The organism is Saccharothrix sp. NRRL B-16348, assembly GCF_001280085.1.
Taxonomy (GTDB): Bacteria; Actinomycetota; Actinomycetes; order Mycobacteriales; family Pseudonocardiaceae; genus Actinosynnema.
Window position 1 is genome coordinate 38,532 of the sequence record NZ_LGED01000024.1, and the last position, 13,798, is coordinate 52,329.

Annotated in this window: 16 protein-coding genes and 3 tRNA genes; 4 read left to right on the forward strand and 15 right to left on the reverse strand. The window is 70.0% G+C overall.

All coding sequences use genetic code 11. From position 1 onward, the window contains the following. From ADK67_RS05305 to rplJ, 4 genes are all read right to left on the reverse strand, one after another. Entirely contained in the window at nt 1-732 is a 732-nt protein-coding gene (locus ADK67_RS05305; protein WP_231648028.1) for an MlaE family ABC transporter permease, read from the reverse strand. Nucleotides 733-782: 50 nt separating this feature from the next. Next, complete coding sequence (locus ADK67_RS05310) at nt 783-1,871, reverse strand: ABC transporter ATP-binding protein (RefSeq protein WP_053715254.1); 1,089 nt, start codon at nt 1,869-1,871, stop codon at nt 783-785. A gap of 266 nt (nt 1,872-2,137) precedes the next feature. Next, complete coding sequence (gene rplL, locus ADK67_RS05315) at nt 2,138-2,524, reverse strand: 50S ribosomal protein L7/L12 (protein WP_053715255.1); 387 nt, start codon at nt 2,522-2,524, stop codon at nt 2,138-2,140. A 63-nt stretch (nt 2,525-2,587) separates the two neighbouring features. Next, nucleotides 2,588-3,145 carry a 50S ribosomal protein L10 gene (gene rplJ, locus ADK67_RS05320; protein WP_053715256.1) on the reverse strand — a complete coding sequence of 186 codons (558 nt, stop codon included), beginning with the start codon at nt 3,143-3,145 and terminating at the stop codon, nt 2,588-2,590. A gap of 255 nt (nt 3,146-3,400) precedes the next feature. Here rplJ and ADK67_RS05325 point away from each other — a divergent pair, with 255 nt between their 5' ends. After that, the gene (locus ADK67_RS05325; RefSeq protein ID WP_053715257.1) at nt 3,401-4,198 is read left to right on the forward strand and encodes a hypothetical protein; all 798 of its coding nucleotides are present in this window, start codon (nt 3,401-3,403) and stop codon (nt 4,196-4,198) included. A gap of 63 nt (nt 4,199-4,261) precedes the next feature. Here ADK67_RS05325 and rplA read toward each other — a convergent pair whose 3' ends face one another. The 5 genes from rplA to ADK67_RS05350 form a co-directional block, all read right to left on the reverse strand. Continuing rightward, a complete protein-coding gene (gene rplA, locus ADK67_RS05330) occupies nt 4,262-4,978 on the reverse strand; it encodes a 50S ribosomal protein L1 (protein ID WP_053715258.1) in 717 nt (238 codons plus the stop codon). Nucleotides 4,979-5,055: 77 nt separating this feature from the next. Beyond that, nucleotides 5,056-5,490 (reverse strand): 50S ribosomal protein L11, encoded by a 435-nt coding sequence (gene rplK, locus ADK67_RS05335; RefSeq protein ID WP_053715259.1) that lies wholly within the window; start codon nt 5,488-5,490, stop codon nt 5,056-5,058. A 98-nt stretch (nt 5,491-5,588) separates the two neighbouring features. After that, nucleotides 5,589-6,452 (reverse strand): transcription termination/antitermination protein NusG, encoded by an 864-nt coding sequence (gene nusG / locus ADK67_RS05340; protein WP_053715260.1) that lies wholly within the window; start codon nt 6,450-6,452, stop codon nt 5,589-5,591. 64 nt (nt 6,453-6,516) lie between these two features. Then, nucleotides 6,517-6,921, reverse strand: a complete 405-nt coding sequence (secE, locus tag ADK67_RS05345; RefSeq protein ID WP_053715261.1) for a preprotein translocase subunit SecE — start codon at nt 6,919-6,921, stop codon at nt 6,517-6,519. 31 nt (nt 6,922-6,952) lie between these two features. Beyond that, nucleotides 6,953-7,025, reverse strand: a tRNA-Trp gene (locus ADK67_RS05350). Nucleotides 7,026-7,213: 188 nt separating this feature from the next. On the opposite strand from ADK67_RS05350, the gene ADK67_RS05355 reads away from it, so the two are divergent. From ADK67_RS05355 to ADK67_RS05365, 3 genes are all read left to right on the forward strand, one after another. After that, on the forward strand, nt 7,214-8,455 hold the full coding sequence (locus ADK67_RS05355) for a pyridoxal phosphate-dependent aminotransferase (protein WP_053715262.1): 1,242 nt from the start codon (nt 7,214-7,216) through the stop codon (nt 8,453-8,455). Nucleotides 8,456-8,579: 124 nt separating this feature from the next. Then, nucleotides 8,580-9,164, forward strand: coding sequence for an MmpS family transport accessory protein (locus ADK67_RS05360; RefSeq protein WP_053715263.1), 585 nt, complete (start codon nt 8,580-8,582; stop codon nt 9,162-9,164). A gap of 94 nt (nt 9,165-9,258) precedes the next feature. Further along, nucleotides 9,259-9,648, forward strand: a complete 390-nt coding sequence (locus ADK67_RS05365) for a hypothetical protein (protein WP_157619941.1) — start codon at nt 9,259-9,261, stop codon at nt 9,646-9,648. Here ADK67_RS05365 and ADK67_RS05370 read toward each other — a convergent pair. The 6 genes from ADK67_RS05370 to ADK67_RS05395 all read right to left on the reverse strand — a co-directional run bounded on the left by ADK67_RS05370 (nt 9,645) and on the right by ADK67_RS05395 (nt 13,717). Continuing rightward, nucleotides 9,645-10,067: a MaoC family dehydratase gene (locus tag ADK67_RS05370; protein ID WP_053715265.1), complete on the reverse strand. Its 423-nt coding sequence runs from the start codon at nt 10,065-10,067 to the stop codon at nt 9,645-9,647. The two genes, ADK67_RS05365 and ADK67_RS05370, sit on opposite strands and share 4 nt — an antisense overlap. Further along, complete coding sequence (locus tag ADK67_RS05375; protein ID WP_053715266.1) at nt 10,064-10,513, reverse strand: MaoC family dehydratase N-terminal domain-containing protein; 450 nt, start codon at nt 10,511-10,513, stop codon at nt 10,064-10,066. The genes ADK67_RS05370 and ADK67_RS05375 overlap by 4 nt, the downstream gene beginning before the upstream one ends. Before the next feature lie 88 nt (nt 10,514-10,601). Next, a complete protein-coding gene (gene rpmG / locus ADK67_RS05380) occupies nt 10,602-10,766 on the reverse strand; it encodes a 50S ribosomal protein L33 (protein WP_015105301.1) in 165 nt (54 codons plus the stop codon). Nucleotides 10,767-10,852: 86 nt separating this feature from the next. Beyond that, nucleotides 10,853-10,925: transfer RNA gene (locus tag ADK67_RS05385), tRNA-Met, on the reverse strand. A 45-nt stretch (nt 10,926-10,970) separates the two neighbouring features. Then, a tRNA-Thr gene (locus ADK67_RS05390) sits at nt 10,971-11,043 on the reverse strand. A gap of 70 nt (nt 11,044-11,113) precedes the next feature. Beyond that, nucleotides 11,114-13,717 carry an EAL domain-containing protein gene (locus ADK67_RS05395; protein ID WP_053715267.1) on the reverse strand — a complete coding sequence of 868 codons (2,604 nt, stop codon included), beginning with the start codon at nt 13,715-13,717 and terminating at the stop codon, nt 11,114-11,116. Nucleotides 13,718-13,798: the final 81 nt, after the last annotated feature.

Genomic DNA, 13,798 nt, shown 5'->3' on the forward strand with positions numbered 1-13,798 from the left:
TCAGCTCCCCTTCGCCGGGACGACCTGGAGGTAGATCGTGGTGAGCACGAAGTTCACGAAGAACAGCAGCAGGAACGTGATGACCACGGCCTGGTTGACGGCGTCGCCGACGCCCTTCGGCCCGCCCGCCGGGTTCAGGCCGCGGTAGGCGGCCACGATGCCCGCGATGAACCCGAAGATCAGGGCCTTGATCTCGGAGATCCACAGGTCCGGCAGCTGCGCCAGGGCGCTGAAGCTCGCCAGGTAGGCGCCGGGCGTGCCGTCCTGCAGGATCACGTTGAAGAAGTAGCCGCCCATCACGCCGACCACGCTGACCATGCCGTTGAGCAGCACGGACACCAGCATCGCGGCCAGCACGCGCGGCACGACCAGGCGCTGGATCGGCGAGACGCCCAGCACCTCCATCGCGTCGATCTCCTCGCGGATCTTGCGCGAGCCGAGGTCCGCGCAGATCGCGCTGCCGCCCGCGCCCGCGATGAGCAGGGCCGTCACGATCGGGCTGGCCTGCTGGATGATCGCCAGCACGCTCGCCGCGCCGGTGAACGACTGCGCGCCGATCTGCCTCGTCAGCGAGCCGATCTGCAACGCGATGACCGCACCGAACGGGATCGACACCAGGGCCGTCGGCAGCACCGTCACGCTCACCACGAACCAGCACTGCTGGATGAACTCCCGCAGCTGGAACGGGCGGCGGAACGTGTTGCGCACGACGTCGATGCCCAGCGCGAACATCCGCCCCGTTTCGCGCAGCGCGCCGACGCCGGGGAACGTCGCCGGTGAGCTCACAGCACGCCCCCCTGCCGGGGCCACGGGCTCGGCGTGATCGGGTCGGCGGTGATCGGGCCCGTCCGGTCGCCCGCACCGGCCAGCACCCGGTAGTGGCGCTGCTCGTCGGGCGTGAGGCTGGCGATGATGCCCTCCTGCGCCTCGGGCGGCAGCGTGTGCAGGATGCTCATCACCCGGTCCTTGCGCCGGCGCACCGCGCCACGAGGCGGCAGGCCGGGCGTCGGCTCCAGCTGCGGCACCACGCCGCGCACGTCCTCGTCCGGCGGGCCGTCGGCGTGCCCCGCTTCGCGGTGCGCCAGCTCGGCGGCCATCGTCGCCTGGTCCTTCTCCTCCGACATGCCGATCGGGCCGATGCGGCGGCCGTTGAGGAACTGCTCGACCACCGGCTCGTCGCTGGTCAGCAGCACTTCGCGGGGACCGAACATGACCAGTTCGCGGCGGAACAGCATGCCGAGGTTGTCCGGGACGGTGCGGGCCACGGTGATGTTGTGGGTGACGATCAGGATCGTCGCGTCGATCTGCGCGTTCAGGTCGATGAGGAGCTGGCTGAGGTACGCCGTGCGGACCGGGTCGAGGCCGGAGTCCGGCTCGTCGCACAGGATGATCTCGGGGTCCAGGACCAGGGCGCGGGCCAGGCCGGCGCGCTTGCGCATGCCGCCGGAGATCTCGCCGGGGAGCTTCTTCTCCGCGCCGACGAGGCCGACCATCTCCATCTTCTCCAGCACGATCCGCCGGACCTCGGCCTCGGTCTTGCGGGTGTGCTCGCGCAGCGGGAAGGCCACGTTGTCGAAGAGGTTCATCGAGCCGAACAGCGCGCCGTCCTGGAAGAGGACGCCGAACAGCTTCCGGATCTCGTAGAGCTTGTGCTCGGAGCAGCGGACCAGGTCCACGCCGTTGATGACGATCTTGCCCTGTTCCGGTTTCAGCAGCCCGACCAGGGACTTCAGGAAGACGGACTTGCCCGTGCCCGACGGGCCGAGCATCACGCTGACCTCGCCCGGTGGGAGGGTGAGCGTGACGTCCCGCCAGATGGTCTGCTTGCCGAAGGACTTGGTCAGGCCCTCGACGACCACCTCGACGCCCATCGCACCTCCAGGTCAGCGGCCGGCTCGCCCGACACCGGGCAGGCCGGTGTCATACGGGTGCAACGAGGCCGCACCGTCGTGGTTACTCACCAGTTGGGTTAATGCGGTCTCGGGTGGGTAACGGTGTGAGCAGGGTCATGCCGCCACCCCTCCGGCCCCCGATGGTGGGCCACGCGCGACGACGCGGTCAAGATCACCGGCCGTAGACAGCACGAAGGCGGACACCCGGATCGGGTGCCCGCCTTCGCGGAAGCGGTAGCGCTAGATCACTTGAGCGAGATCTTGGCGCCGGCAGCCTCGAGCTTCTCCTTGGCGGCGTCGGCGACGTCCTTCGCCACGTTCTCCAGCAGCGGCTTCGGAGCGGCCTCGACCAGCTCCTTGGCCTCCTTCAGGCCCAGGCCCGAGACGACCTCGCGGACGACCTTGATGACCTGGATCTTCTTGTCGCCGGCGCCCTCGAGGACGACGGTGAACTCGTCCTTCTCCTCGACCTCGGCGGCGGCGGGGCCGGCTGCGCCGGGGGCCGCGACGGCGACCGGAGCGGCGGCGGTGACCTCGAAGGTGGTCTCGAACTCCTTCACGAAGGCCGAGAGCTCCAGGAGGGTCATCTCCTTGAACGCGTCGAGCAGCTCGTCGGTGCTGAGCTTCGCCATGATGGCGGTCCTTTCTCTTTCAACGCCCGAACTGCGGCCGGGACGCGGAGTTTCTGGGTGTGATCAGCTTTCGGCCGGAGCGTCGGCCTCGGCGGCGGCAGGCGCCTCCGCGGCCTTCTTCTCCACCAGGGCAGCAGCCAGGCGAGCGACCTGGGAAGCCGGGGCGTTGAACAGACCCGCGGCCTTGGCCAGGTTGCCCTTCATCGCGCCCGCCAGCTTGGCGAGCAGCACCTCACGGGTCTCGAGGTCCGCGATGGCGGTGACCTCGTCGACCGAGAGGGGGCGGCCGTCCATGTAGCCGCCCTTGATGACCAGGGCCTTGTTGTCCTTCGCGAAGTCACGCAGGGCCTTGGCCGCGTCGACCGGTTCGCCTTCGACGAAGGCGATGGCGGTCGGGCCGACGAGCAGGGCCTCGAGGCCCTGGACGCCCGCGTCCTCAGCGGCACGCTTGACCAGCGTGTTCTTCGCAACGGTGTACGTGGTGCCCGCGCCGAGAGCGCGACGCAGCGTCGTGAGCTGCGCCATGGAGAGGCCGCGGTACTCGGTCACGACAGCGGCCGAGCTTCCACGGAACTTGTCCGTGAGCTCGGCGACGGCCGAAACCTTGCTGGGCTTCGCCATGATCGCCTCCTCTCTGGGCTAGTGACACGCCGGTCGAGAGGGCCGCGCAAAGCAAAAACGCCCCTGCGCAGCAGCACGGGGCGTGACGGGCGTGCGAACACGCCTGGACCTACCTCGTTCTCCTGCGCGGGCCGCCCGCTTCGCGGGACCTTCGCTCCCCGTCACGTGGACAGGGACGACCAGCGGTCTTTGGTGAACCGTCGACAACACTAGCAGGGGAGCTGACAGCGGCCCAAATCGGCCATGATGTGACGCGTGACCGAAGAGCCGCCACGGAACCCGCCGCCACCGGACATCGACCCGGAACAGCTCCGGCAGTTCCAGGAGTTCCAACGGTTCCAGGAGTTCCAGCGCTTCCAGCAGGCGCAGGGCGCCAACCAGCCACCAAGCCTGCCCCCCGGTGCCACCCCACCACTGGGCCTCCCCTCCGGCACCACCCCACCGGGCCTCCCGCCAGGTGGCAGCCCACCGCAGGGCATCCCACCGATCGCGCCACCACCTCCCGCCCCGCGGCGCAGGCCGCTGTGGCAGGTCCTGCTGCGCAGCAAACTCGTCCGCCGCCTCGTGTACCTGGTGGTCGTGCTGCTCGTCGCCTCGTACTTCTACGAGCAGTACTTCGGCGGCGACGACCCCGGCGACGTGGCGCAGGACAGCGGCGGCGTGGAGAACAACGTCATCGCGCCGCCCAACCCGTACGGCATCAACGGCACGATCGGCCAGTTCTACAAGCACGTCGGCACCGGCGACGGCGGCCGGGCGTGCGCGTACTTCAAGAGCGACGGGCCGCAGAAGGCGTTCGCGGAGGCCTTCGGCGCGTCGGACTGCGCGGCCGCGGTGACGAAGTTGAAGAGCCAGGTGACCGACGTGAGCACCTACCGGCAGCTCCGCTTCCCCGAGACGATGGTGACCCCGCCCCAGTCCGGCTCGGTCGAGGTCAGCTCCTGCGCGCTGGAGGTGCGCAGCGGACCGAAGCTGGGCAAGTTCGTGCTCACCAAGCAGACGAGCGGCGCCTGGGCGATCACCGGTTATGAGGCCGAGCCCAGCTGCCCGTGACGACGCGAAGCGCCCCCCGGCGGGAGGCCGGGGGGCGCTTCGGGTGGTTCGGCTGAACCTCGGTCAGACGGTGACCTCGTCGGACAGCAGGTTGCGCGTCCGGTTCGGGTCGACCGGGATGCCCGGGCCCATCGTGGTCGAGACGGTGATCTTCTTCAGGTACCGCCCCTTGGCCGCGGACGGCTTGGCGCGCAGGATCTCGTCCAGCGCGGCGGCGTAGTTCTCGACCAGCTTCTCCGGGTCGAACGACACCTTGCCGATCACGAGGTGCAGGTTGGCCTGCTTGTCCACGCGGAAGTTGATCTTACCGCCCTTGATCTCGTTCACGGCCTTGGTGACGTCGGGCGTCACGGTGCCGGTCTTCGGGTTCGGCATCAGGCCACGCGGGCCGAGGATGCGGGCGATGCGACCGACCTTCGCCATCTGGTCGGGCGTGGCGATCGCGGCGTCGAAGTCGAGCCAGCCACCCTGGATGCGCTCGATCAGGTCCTCGGAGCCGACCGCGTCGGCACCGGCGGCCTCGGCCTCGGCGGCCTTGTCACCGGTGGCGAAGACGATCACGCGGGCGGTCTTGCCCGTACCGTGCGGCAGGTTCACGGTGCCGCGGACCATCTGGTCGGCCTTGCGGGGGTCGACGCCGAGCCGGATGGCGACCTCGACGGTCGCGTCCAGCTTCACCTTGGAGGTCTCCTTGGCGAGCTTGGCTGCCTCCAGCGGCGAGTAGAGCCGCTCACGGTCAACCAGCTCAGCAGCGTTCTTGTACGCCTTGCTGCGCTTCATGCTTCTGTCCTTAAAGTGGATCAGTTGTGGTCCCGAGCCAGCGCGTGGCTCTCCCACGACTACGAAAGAGAGAAAGGTCAGCCTTCGACGGTGATGCCCATGGAGCGGGCGGTGCCGGCGATGATCTTCGCCGCCTGGTCCACGTCGTTGGCGTTGAGGTCGACCATCTTGGACTGGGCGATCTCGCGCACCTGGTCCATGGTCACCTTGGCGACCTTGAGGCGGTGCGGCTCGCCCGAGCCCTTCTCCACACCGGCGGCCTTGAGCAGCAGCTTCGCGGCCGGCGGGGTCTTGAGCTTGAAGTCGAACGAGCGGTCTTCGTACACGGAGATCTCGACCGGCACGACGGTGCCGCGCTGCGACTCGGTCGCGGCGTTGTACTGCTTGCAGAACTCCATGATGTTGACGCCGTGCTGACCCAGCGCGGGACCAACGGGCGGCGCGGGGTTAGCGGCCCCGGCCTTGATCTGCAGCTTGATGATCGCTGCGAGCTTCTTCTTCTTGGGTGGCATCTCGGTTCCTTTATTGCGGTGTCCGCGCGCGGCCCTGCCAGCCGCAGCGTGGCTGCCGGCTCCCCCTGTTCAGGGGAGCCGGAGTCTTGTTGTCCTGGTCAGATCTTGGAGACCTGGCTGAACGACAGCTCGACCGGGGTCTCGCGGCCGAAGATAGACACCAGGACCTTCAGCTTCTGGCCGTCGGCGTTGACCTCGCTGATCGTCGCGGGCAGCGTGGCGAACGGGCCGTCCATGACGGTGACCGACTCGCCGACCTCGAAGTCCACCTCGACGGTCGACTTCGCGGGGGCCGTGGCGCTCTTCTTGCCGGCGGCGGGCTTCTGCTCGACCTGGGGCAGCAGGAACTTCAGCACCTCGTCGATGGTCAGCGGCGACGGCTTGGACGTCGCGCCGACGAAACCCGTCACGCCCGGCGTGTTGCGCACCGCGCTCCACGACGCGTCGTTGAGTTCCATCCGGACCAGGATGTAGCCGGGCAGCACCTTGCGCTGCACCTGCTTGCGCTGGCCGTTCTTGATCTCGGTGACTTCCTCGGTCGGCACCTCGACCTGGAAGATGTAGTCCTCCATGTCGAGGGTCTGGATGCGCGTCTCGAGGTTCGTCTTGACCTTGTTCTCGTAGCCCGCGTACGAGTGCACGACGTACCAGTCGCCGGGCGCGCGCCGCAGTGCTTCGCGCATCTCCTCGGCGGGGTCCGCGGGCTCGGCGTCGATGTCGACGACGGCGGCCTCGACGTCACCACCGGACTCGACGTCACCGCCCGACTCGACATCGCCACCGGACTCGACATCGCCACCCGACTCGGTGTCGTCGTCGGACTCGGCCTCGACGGGGGCGGACTCCTCGGTCTCCTCCGACGCCTCCGCCTGCTCGACGTCCTCGACGCCACCGTCGAAGTCCCGCTCGTCGGTCAGGTCGTTCAGCTCCTGGGCGTCAACGCCGCCGTTCTCGGAGGTCACTGTGGGTCTCGCTTCCTCTCATGCATCACATGTCCGCCGCCACCCGGGGCGGCAGGTGATCGGCTCAGCCGAACACCCTGAACATGCCCCAGGCGAAGGCCGAATCCAGGCCGAACACCAACGCCACCATGAAGGCCACGAAGACCAACACGACTCCGGTGTAGGTGATCATCTGCTTGCGGGTCGGCCAGATGACCTTCCGCAGCTCGCTGACCACCTCGCGGACGTACCGGACGATGCGGGCGAAGAAACCGACCCGCTTCTCCGAATCCGCCCGCGAACGCGTGGCACGGCCCTTCTTGGTCCCCTCGGCGTCGGAGTCGGCCTCGGCCGACTTCTTCGCCTCAACGGAGTCCTTGCGGCCCGCCGGACGCGCGGAACCACGGCGCTCGCGCCGCGCTGCGGCGGTAACCGGCCGGGACGCGCCCTCGCGCTCTTCCGGCTGGTCCTGCTCGCGGCCCTCGCTCATGCCGTCCTCCGCTCACCATCGCGCTTCGACGCAGGGGCGACAGGACTTGAACCTGCAACCTGCGGTTTTGGAGACCGCTGCTCTGCCAGTTGAGCTACACCCCTTTGGGCTCCGGCGACCCCGGATCCCCTGGCTGGAGACGCCCCGCACCCTCCTCACGTGGCCCGTGAGGCAGCGACTGGACGTTCCAAGACCGGAAGCATACGGCACCAAGTGCCCCTCCTTCCAACTGGCCCGGTCAGAGGGGGTGCCGGGCGCTTGCCCCGTTGTGCGATCTGCCACGATTGGCGGCATGGGCACGCCTGAGACGACCACCGGGACCAGTACCTCCGAGCACCCGCGGATCTCCCAGCGGATCGGCGGCATCGCCGAGTCCGCCACCCTCGCGGTCGACGCCAAGGCGAAGGCGCTCAAGGCCGCGGGCCGACCGGTGATCGGCTTCGGTGCGGGCGAGCCCGACTTCCCGACCCCTGACGCCATCGTCGCCGCAGCTCAGGCGGCGTGCGCGGACCCGAAGAACCACCGCTACACGCCCGCCGCGGGCCTGCCCGAGCTGCGGGAAGCCGTAGCCGCGAAGACCAAGCGCGACTCGGGCTACGAGGTCACCGCCGCGCAGGTGCTGATCACCAACGGCGGCAAGCAGGCCGTCTACCAGGCGTTCGCGACGGTCGTCGACCCGGGCGACGAGGTGCTGCTGCCGGCGCCGTACTGGACCACCTACCCCGAGGCGATCACGCTGGCGGGCGGCGTCCCGGTGCAGGTCACGGCCGACGAGTCGACCGACTACCTGGTCACGGTGGAGCAGCTGGAGGCGGCGCGCACCCCGAAGTCCAAGGTGCTGCTGCTGTGCTCGCCGTCCAACCCGACCGGCTCGGTCTACACCCGCGAGCAGATCACCGCGATCGGCGAGTGGGCGCTGGCGCACGGGCTGTGGGTGATCACCGACGAGATCTACGAGCACCTGGTGTACGACGGCGCCGAGTCGGTGTCGCTGCCGGTGGCCGTGCCCGCGATGGCGGACCGCACGATCGTGCTCAACGGCGTGGCCAAGACCTACGCGATGACGGGCTGGCGGGTCGGCTGGCTGATCGGCCCGACCGACGTGGTGAAGGCCGCCGCGAACCTCCAGTCCCACCTGACCTCGAACGTGGCGAACGTGTCGCAGCGGGCCGCGCTGGAGGCCGTGTCCGGGCCGCTGGACGCGGCGCACGAGATGCGCGAGGCGTTCGACCGCCGTCGCCGCACCATCGTCGACCTGCTGTCCGCGATCCCCGGTGTGGAGTGCCCGACCCCGAAGGGCGCGTTCTACGTGTACCCGTCGGTGAAGGCGTTGATCGGCAAGAAGCTGCGCGGGGTCGAGATCGGCGACACGGTCCAGCTGGCGGCGCTGATCCTGGAGCACGCCGAGGTGGCCGTGGTGCCCGGTGAGGCGTTCGGCACGCCCGGCTACCTGCGGTTGTCGTACGCGTTGGGCGACGACGACCTGAAGACCGGCGTGACGCGCATGGCCGAGCTGCTGGCCGAGGTCGAGTAGCACACAGTTTCGACGCTCCGTCACGAAAGGCACCTCCGATGGGGGTGCCTTTCGTCGTATTGAGACTCTTTCGCGTCACGGCGGGTAACTGTGATGTGTACCACTCTGACGGAGCGGAGGGGTCATGTCCGACCCACAGCGCAACGGCCTGGGCACCGCCGGGTTCGTACTCGGGCTCCTGGGCCTGGTGTTCAGCTTCATCCCGGTCGTCGGCGTGGTCGCGTGGCCGCTGGTCGTCGTCGGGCTGGGCCTGGGGCTGTTCGGCCTGGTCAGGGTCGTGCGCGGGCAGGCGGACAACAAGGGCGTCGCCATCGCCGGCATCGTGCTGTCCGCGATCGGCCTCGCCGTCTGCGTCGCGTGGGTGGCGCTGCTGGGCGGGGCCTCTTCCGACGCCGAGAACGCGCTCGACGACCTCCAAGCCCAGGCCGAGAAGGGCTCCGTGCTGGTCTACGAGGTGACGGGCGACGCGCCGGAGGCGACCGTCAGCTACTCCGCGCTCGGCGACGGCCGCACCGACGAAGAGGTCGTCGGCACGTTCCCGTGGACCAAGGAGTTCACCCTCATGGGCACGGCCCGCGGCGGGACGCTGGACGTCACGACCGGCGTGGACGGCGGCACGGTGACGTGCGAGGTGACCGTGGACGGCGTGGCGCGGAAGACCGCGACCGCGTCCGGCCCGAACGCGGTCGCGAGTTGCTCGGGTTTCTGACCTAACCCCTTTGGGTGACCGGTGTAACCGTCGGTAGAACGGGACCGATGGTCCATTCAGCCGAATCGATCTTCACCTGAAGGAGCGCGAGCAGATGGCGGAGTCCGACCCACCAGTGCGCCCGGGCCGCAAGTGGCTCGTGATCGGGGCCTCGGCGGCGCTCGTGGTGGGCGCGCTCGCGCTCGTCGTGCTGACCACGGCGCCGGAGCCGCCGGTCCGGGTCGTCTACCGGGTCAGCGGCACGGCGGAGCGGGCCACCGTCACCTACTCGACCTTCCGGGCCGGCGAGACGCGCCAGGAGGAGCTGATCGAGCTGCCCTGGCGGATGGAGCTGCTCGCCACCGGCGAGCCCGATCACGGCGTGCTGACCGTCACGATCGGGCCCGACGGCGGTGACGTGGCGTGCGAGGTGCTGGTGGCCGACGTGGAGCGGCGTTCGGCGACCGCCACCGGCCCGCACACCAGCGCGCTGTGCGGGTTCTAGGCGCCCAGCCGGACGATGGCCGACGCGCCGCCGAGCACGGACTTGCCCTCGAACGACGCCGTCACGTTGACCTTGACCGTCCCGTCGTCCAGGAGCTTGGTCACCTTCGCGGTGACCTCCACCAACGCGCCCTTGTCGTCGTCAGGCACCGGAACGGGCCTGCCGAACCGCACGCCGTACTGGACGACCGCGCCGGGGTCGCCCACCCACTCGGTGACGATCCGGACGGCCATGCCCATGGTGAGCATCCCGTGCGCGATGACGCCGGGCAGGCCGACCTCGCGGGCGAACCGCTCGTTCCAGTGGATCGGGTTGAAGTCGCCGGACGCGCCCGCGTACCGGACGAGGTCCGCGCGGGTGATGCGCAGGGACAGCGGCGGCAGCTCGTCGCCGACGGAGACCTCCGACGCGCGGATCACGCGCCCTCCCCTCGCACCACGAGCGTGCAGGTGCCGGTCGTGACGGCCTCGCCGTCCTCGGTGCTCACCTCGGCGCGCAGCGCCAGCATGTCGTTGCCCATCCGCGACGTGATGCCGTCCACGTGCAGCACGCAGGTGAGCCGGTCGCCCGCGACGATCGGCCGGTGGTGGGCGAACGCCTGGTCGCCGTGCACCACGCGGGTGTAGTCGAGGCCGAGGTCGGGGTCCTCGACCAGCACGTCGTTCGCCTTCAGCGACACGATGATCGCGAACGTGGGCGGCGCGATGACGTCGCGGTACCCGGCCGCGCGGGCGGCTTCGGGGTCGCGGTGCAGCGGGCTGGTCGCGCCGACCGCGTCGGCGAACTCGCGGATCTTCTCGCGGCCGACTTCGTAGGGCGGCGACGGCGGGTAGGAACGTCCGACGAACGACTGGTCGAGAGGCACGCGGAGCAGGTTATACGGGGGCAGGTCGCACGCGACGAGGCCCGCCCCGGATCCCGGGACGGGCCTCGTCGTGAGTCTGGCTACCGGCTCAGCGCGTTTCCTTGTGAGCGCGGTGGGTCTTGCAGTTCGGGCAGAACTTCTTGATCTCCAGGCGGTCCGGGTCGTTGCGCCGGTTCTTCCTGGTGATGTAGTTCCGGTGCTTGCACTCCTCGCACGCGAGGGTGATCTTGGGGCGTACGTCGGTTGCAGCCACGGAGTCCTTGCCTTCCTAGAGCTCGTCTGCCCCGACCCGACCGGGCGACCAGTGCGGGCTTACCGCCTGGCGGGGATCCAACTGAGTAGCGGTGGCCGGACTTGAACCGGCGACACAGCGATTATGAGCCGCTTGCTCTACCAACTGAGCTACACCGCTTTAGACAACACAGCCGCGATGCATGAGCACCGCGGCCAGTTGTAGAGCCCCTTTACGGAATCGAACCGTAGACCTTCTCCTTACCATGGAGACGCTCTGCCGACTGAGCTAAAGGGGCTTGCTGTTGCTCTTGCAGCGAGGAGAACTCTACAACAGGCGTGCCTCGGGACGGAAATCGGGGTGGCCTCTCAGTGGACCAAGGTGAGCACCGTCTCATCCCGGGCTCCCCTGACCTGGACCGTCCGCGCCCGCAACCAGGCCTCGAAGCGGTCCTCGGACAGCGGCCGGGAGATCAGGTAGCCCTGCGCCACGTCGCAGCCCATGCCCACGAGCTGGTCGCGCGCGGCGTCGTCCTCGACGCCCTCGGCGACGACCGTGAGCCCCAGCGAGTGGCCGAGCTCCACGATCGACCGGACCACCGCCATGTCGCCCAGGTCGGTGCCCATGCCCAGGACGAAGCTCTTGTCGATCTTCACCTCGTCCACCGGCAGCTGCCGCAGGTACGCCAGCGACGAGTAGCCCGTGCCGAAGTCGTCCACGGCGAGCACGACGCCCATCTGGTGCAGCCGCCGCAGCACGGGTAGCGCGCGCTCGGGGTCGGCCATCACGCCGGACTCGGTCAGCTCGAACGTCAGCAGCTCCGGCGGCACCTCGTGGCGCTTCAACGCCGCCGCCACGCGGTCCGGGAACTCCTCGTCGGCCAACGTCCGCACGGACAGGTTCACCGCGATGGACATCCGCAGGCCGCGGTCGATCCAGAGCCGCACCCGCGCCAGCGCCGTGTCCATGACGAAGTCCGTGAGCACGTCCACCAGGCCGGTCGCCTCGACCGCGGGCACGAACTCGTCCGGGTCGACGCGGCCGAACTCGGGGTGCTTCCAGCGCACCAGCGCCTCCGCGCCGACGACCTGGCGGCTCGGCAGCGCGACCTTCGGCTGGTAGTGCACGGAGATCTGGCCGTTCTCCAGCGCCGACCGGAACTGCGTCACCAGCTGGAAGCGGCGCAGGAAGATCTGGCCCATGCTCGGCGCGTACTGGCGCAGCGGCTCGTTGTCGCTGGTCGCCCGCACCGCCACGTCGGCGCGCTGCAGCAACGCGTCGGGGTCGGGGTCCTCGACCTCGCAGTCCGCCGTGGTGGCCCAGCCGACGACCGCGCCCGCCTCGACGGTGAGCCGGTCGACGGGGTAGGGCACGGACAGCGCGGCGCGCAGCCGTTCGGCGATCTCCTGGATCTGCTCGGCCTGCCGGTCCAGCAGCAGCGCGGCGAACGCGCCGCCCTCCAGCCTGGCCAGCGGCACCTCGGGCCCCAGCTCGTCGCGCAGCCTGCGGCCGGCGGCGACGACCATCCGGTTGCCCCACGCCTGGCCGAGCGCGTCGGAGACGGTGGACAGCACGTCGAGGTCGATGCGGACCACCACGGCCGTGTTCGCCTCGCGCATCGGCTCGTTGGCCGCCTCGCGGAAGCCGGGCCGGTTGAGCAGGCCGGTCAACGGGTCGTGGTAGGCGTCGTGGCGCAGCCGGGCGAGCAGGCGGCGGTTGTCCACCGCGGTGGACAGGTGGCTGGCCAGCGTGCGCAGGAGCTGGATGTCGGCCTTGCCGAAGCCGCGCCACCGGCTGAGCCGGTCGTGCACCTCGACCGCGCCGAGCAGCTGGGTCGCCCCGCGCAACGGCACGACCAGCGCTTCCTGCGCGTCACGGCGGACCAGTGCCTCGGAGACCTCTTCGCCCGCGTCCACGATGCGGAAGTACCGCACCTGGGCGCCGGGCAGTTGGAGCATGGCGTCCTCGCGCAGCACGCGCGGGTCGTCGCGGCGCATGCCCGGCGGCAGCGGCTCGCCCGCGACCAGCGTGCGCATCGGGGCCTGCGGGTCGGTGCGCAGCCGCAGCACGACCCGGTTGGCGTTCAGCTGCTCGCGGATGCGCTCGGCGATGAGCTGCCAGTCGTCGTCCTCGCCGCAGCCGTCGTCCTCCTCCTGGTTGGCGCCGCGCGGTCCGGTGACGTGGCGGCCGGAGCGGGCCACCCGCAACGAGACCTCGCTGAGCGCCTCCAGGTCGCGCTGCTCGCGCAGCAGACCCGAGTAGGCCAGGTAGATCGCCGTGATGCCGAGGAAGACCAGGCCGATCAGCAGGCCGCCCCACGGCGCCTTGTCGGCGATCTCGTAGCCGGCCAGGCCCGCGGAGGTGTTCAGCAGGGCCACCACGAGCGTCTGGAGCACCAGGCGCAGGCTCGGCGCGACCCGCATGCCCTTGCCCATGATCCGCAACGCGGTCAGGCCGAGCACGCTGGCCAGCAGGGGCACCGCGATCGTGCCGACGAACGCGCCCGCCCAGAACGGGCCTTCCGCGCCGAGGAACCGCTTGACGAGCTCGGCGACCGCGAAGGCCACCGAGATCTCCATGAACATCAGGCCCGCGTTGTAGACGGCGCGGTCGAGCACGCGGCGGCCGAGCAGCGTGCCCACGCCCGCGACCACGTGCGCGGCGAGCACGATCTCGAACGGCGCGACCAGCAGGCCGAGCACGAGCGGGATCTCGGTGAACGAGATGGTCCACGCCACGCCGCTGCGCACGTCGACGTTGATGGCCAGCTGCTCGGCGAGCAGGAACCCGATCACGAGCAGCGGGCCGGTCCACCACAGGTCGACGTCGGGGTCCGAGTCCGGCAGCCAGCTGCCGACCAGGAACGCGGACAGCGCGCCCGCGACGAGGAGCAGGACCGCGAACACGCTGAACGCGCGGTTCGTGGACCGGGTCGGCGCGCTGGGCGCCGTGGCCGACGCGTGGTCGGACATCCAGCCTCCTCGTCGGCCGTCGTCGCGGCAGGCCGGGTCGCGGCCTGCGGGCTCCGGGCGTGACTGAGGGGCCCCGAACAC

Coding starts and splice junctions, on each gene's coding strand:
- rplA (WP_053715258.1), bottom strand. CDS start 4,978: ATGAAGCGCAGCAAGGCGTACAAGAACGCTGCTGAGCTGGTTGACCGT.
- ADK67_RS05395 (WP_053715267.1), bottom strand. CDS start 13,717: ATGTCCGACCACGCGTCGGCCACGGCGCCCAGCGCGCCGACCCGGTCC.
- ADK67_RS05305 (WP_231648028.1), bottom strand. CDS start 732: ATGTTCGCGCTGGGCATCGACGTCGTGCGCAACACGTTCCGCCGCCCG.
- ADK67_RS05310 (WP_053715254.1), bottom strand. CDS start 1,871: ATGGGCGTCGAGGTGGTCGTCGAGGGCCTGACCAAGTCCTTCGGCAAG.
- rplK (WP_053715259.1), bottom strand. CDS start 5,490: ATGCCACCCAAGAAGAAGAAGCTCGCAGCGATCATCAAGCTGCAGATC.
- rplJ (WP_053715256.1), bottom strand. CDS start 3,145: ATGGCGAAGCCCAGCAAGGTTTCGGCCGTCGCCGAGCTCACGGACAAG.
- secE (WP_053715261.1), bottom strand. CDS start 6,921: ATGAGCGAGGGCCGCGAGCAGGACCAGCCGGAAGAGCGCGAGGGCGCG.
- ADK67_RS05355 (WP_053715262.1), top strand. CDS start 7,214: ATGGGCACGCCTGAGACGACCACCGGGACCAGTACCTCCGAGCACCCG.
- rplL (WP_053715255.1), bottom strand. CDS start 2,524: ATGGCGAAGCTCAGCACCGACGAGCTGCTCGACGCGTTCAAGGAGATG.
- ADK67_RS05360 (WP_053715263.1), top strand. CDS start 8,580: ATGTCCGACCCACAGCGCAACGGCCTGGGCACCGCCGGGTTCGTACTC.
- ADK67_RS05365 (WP_157619941.1), top strand. CDS start 9,259: ATGGCGGAGTCCGACCCACCAGTGCGCCCGGGCCGCAAGTGGCTCGTG.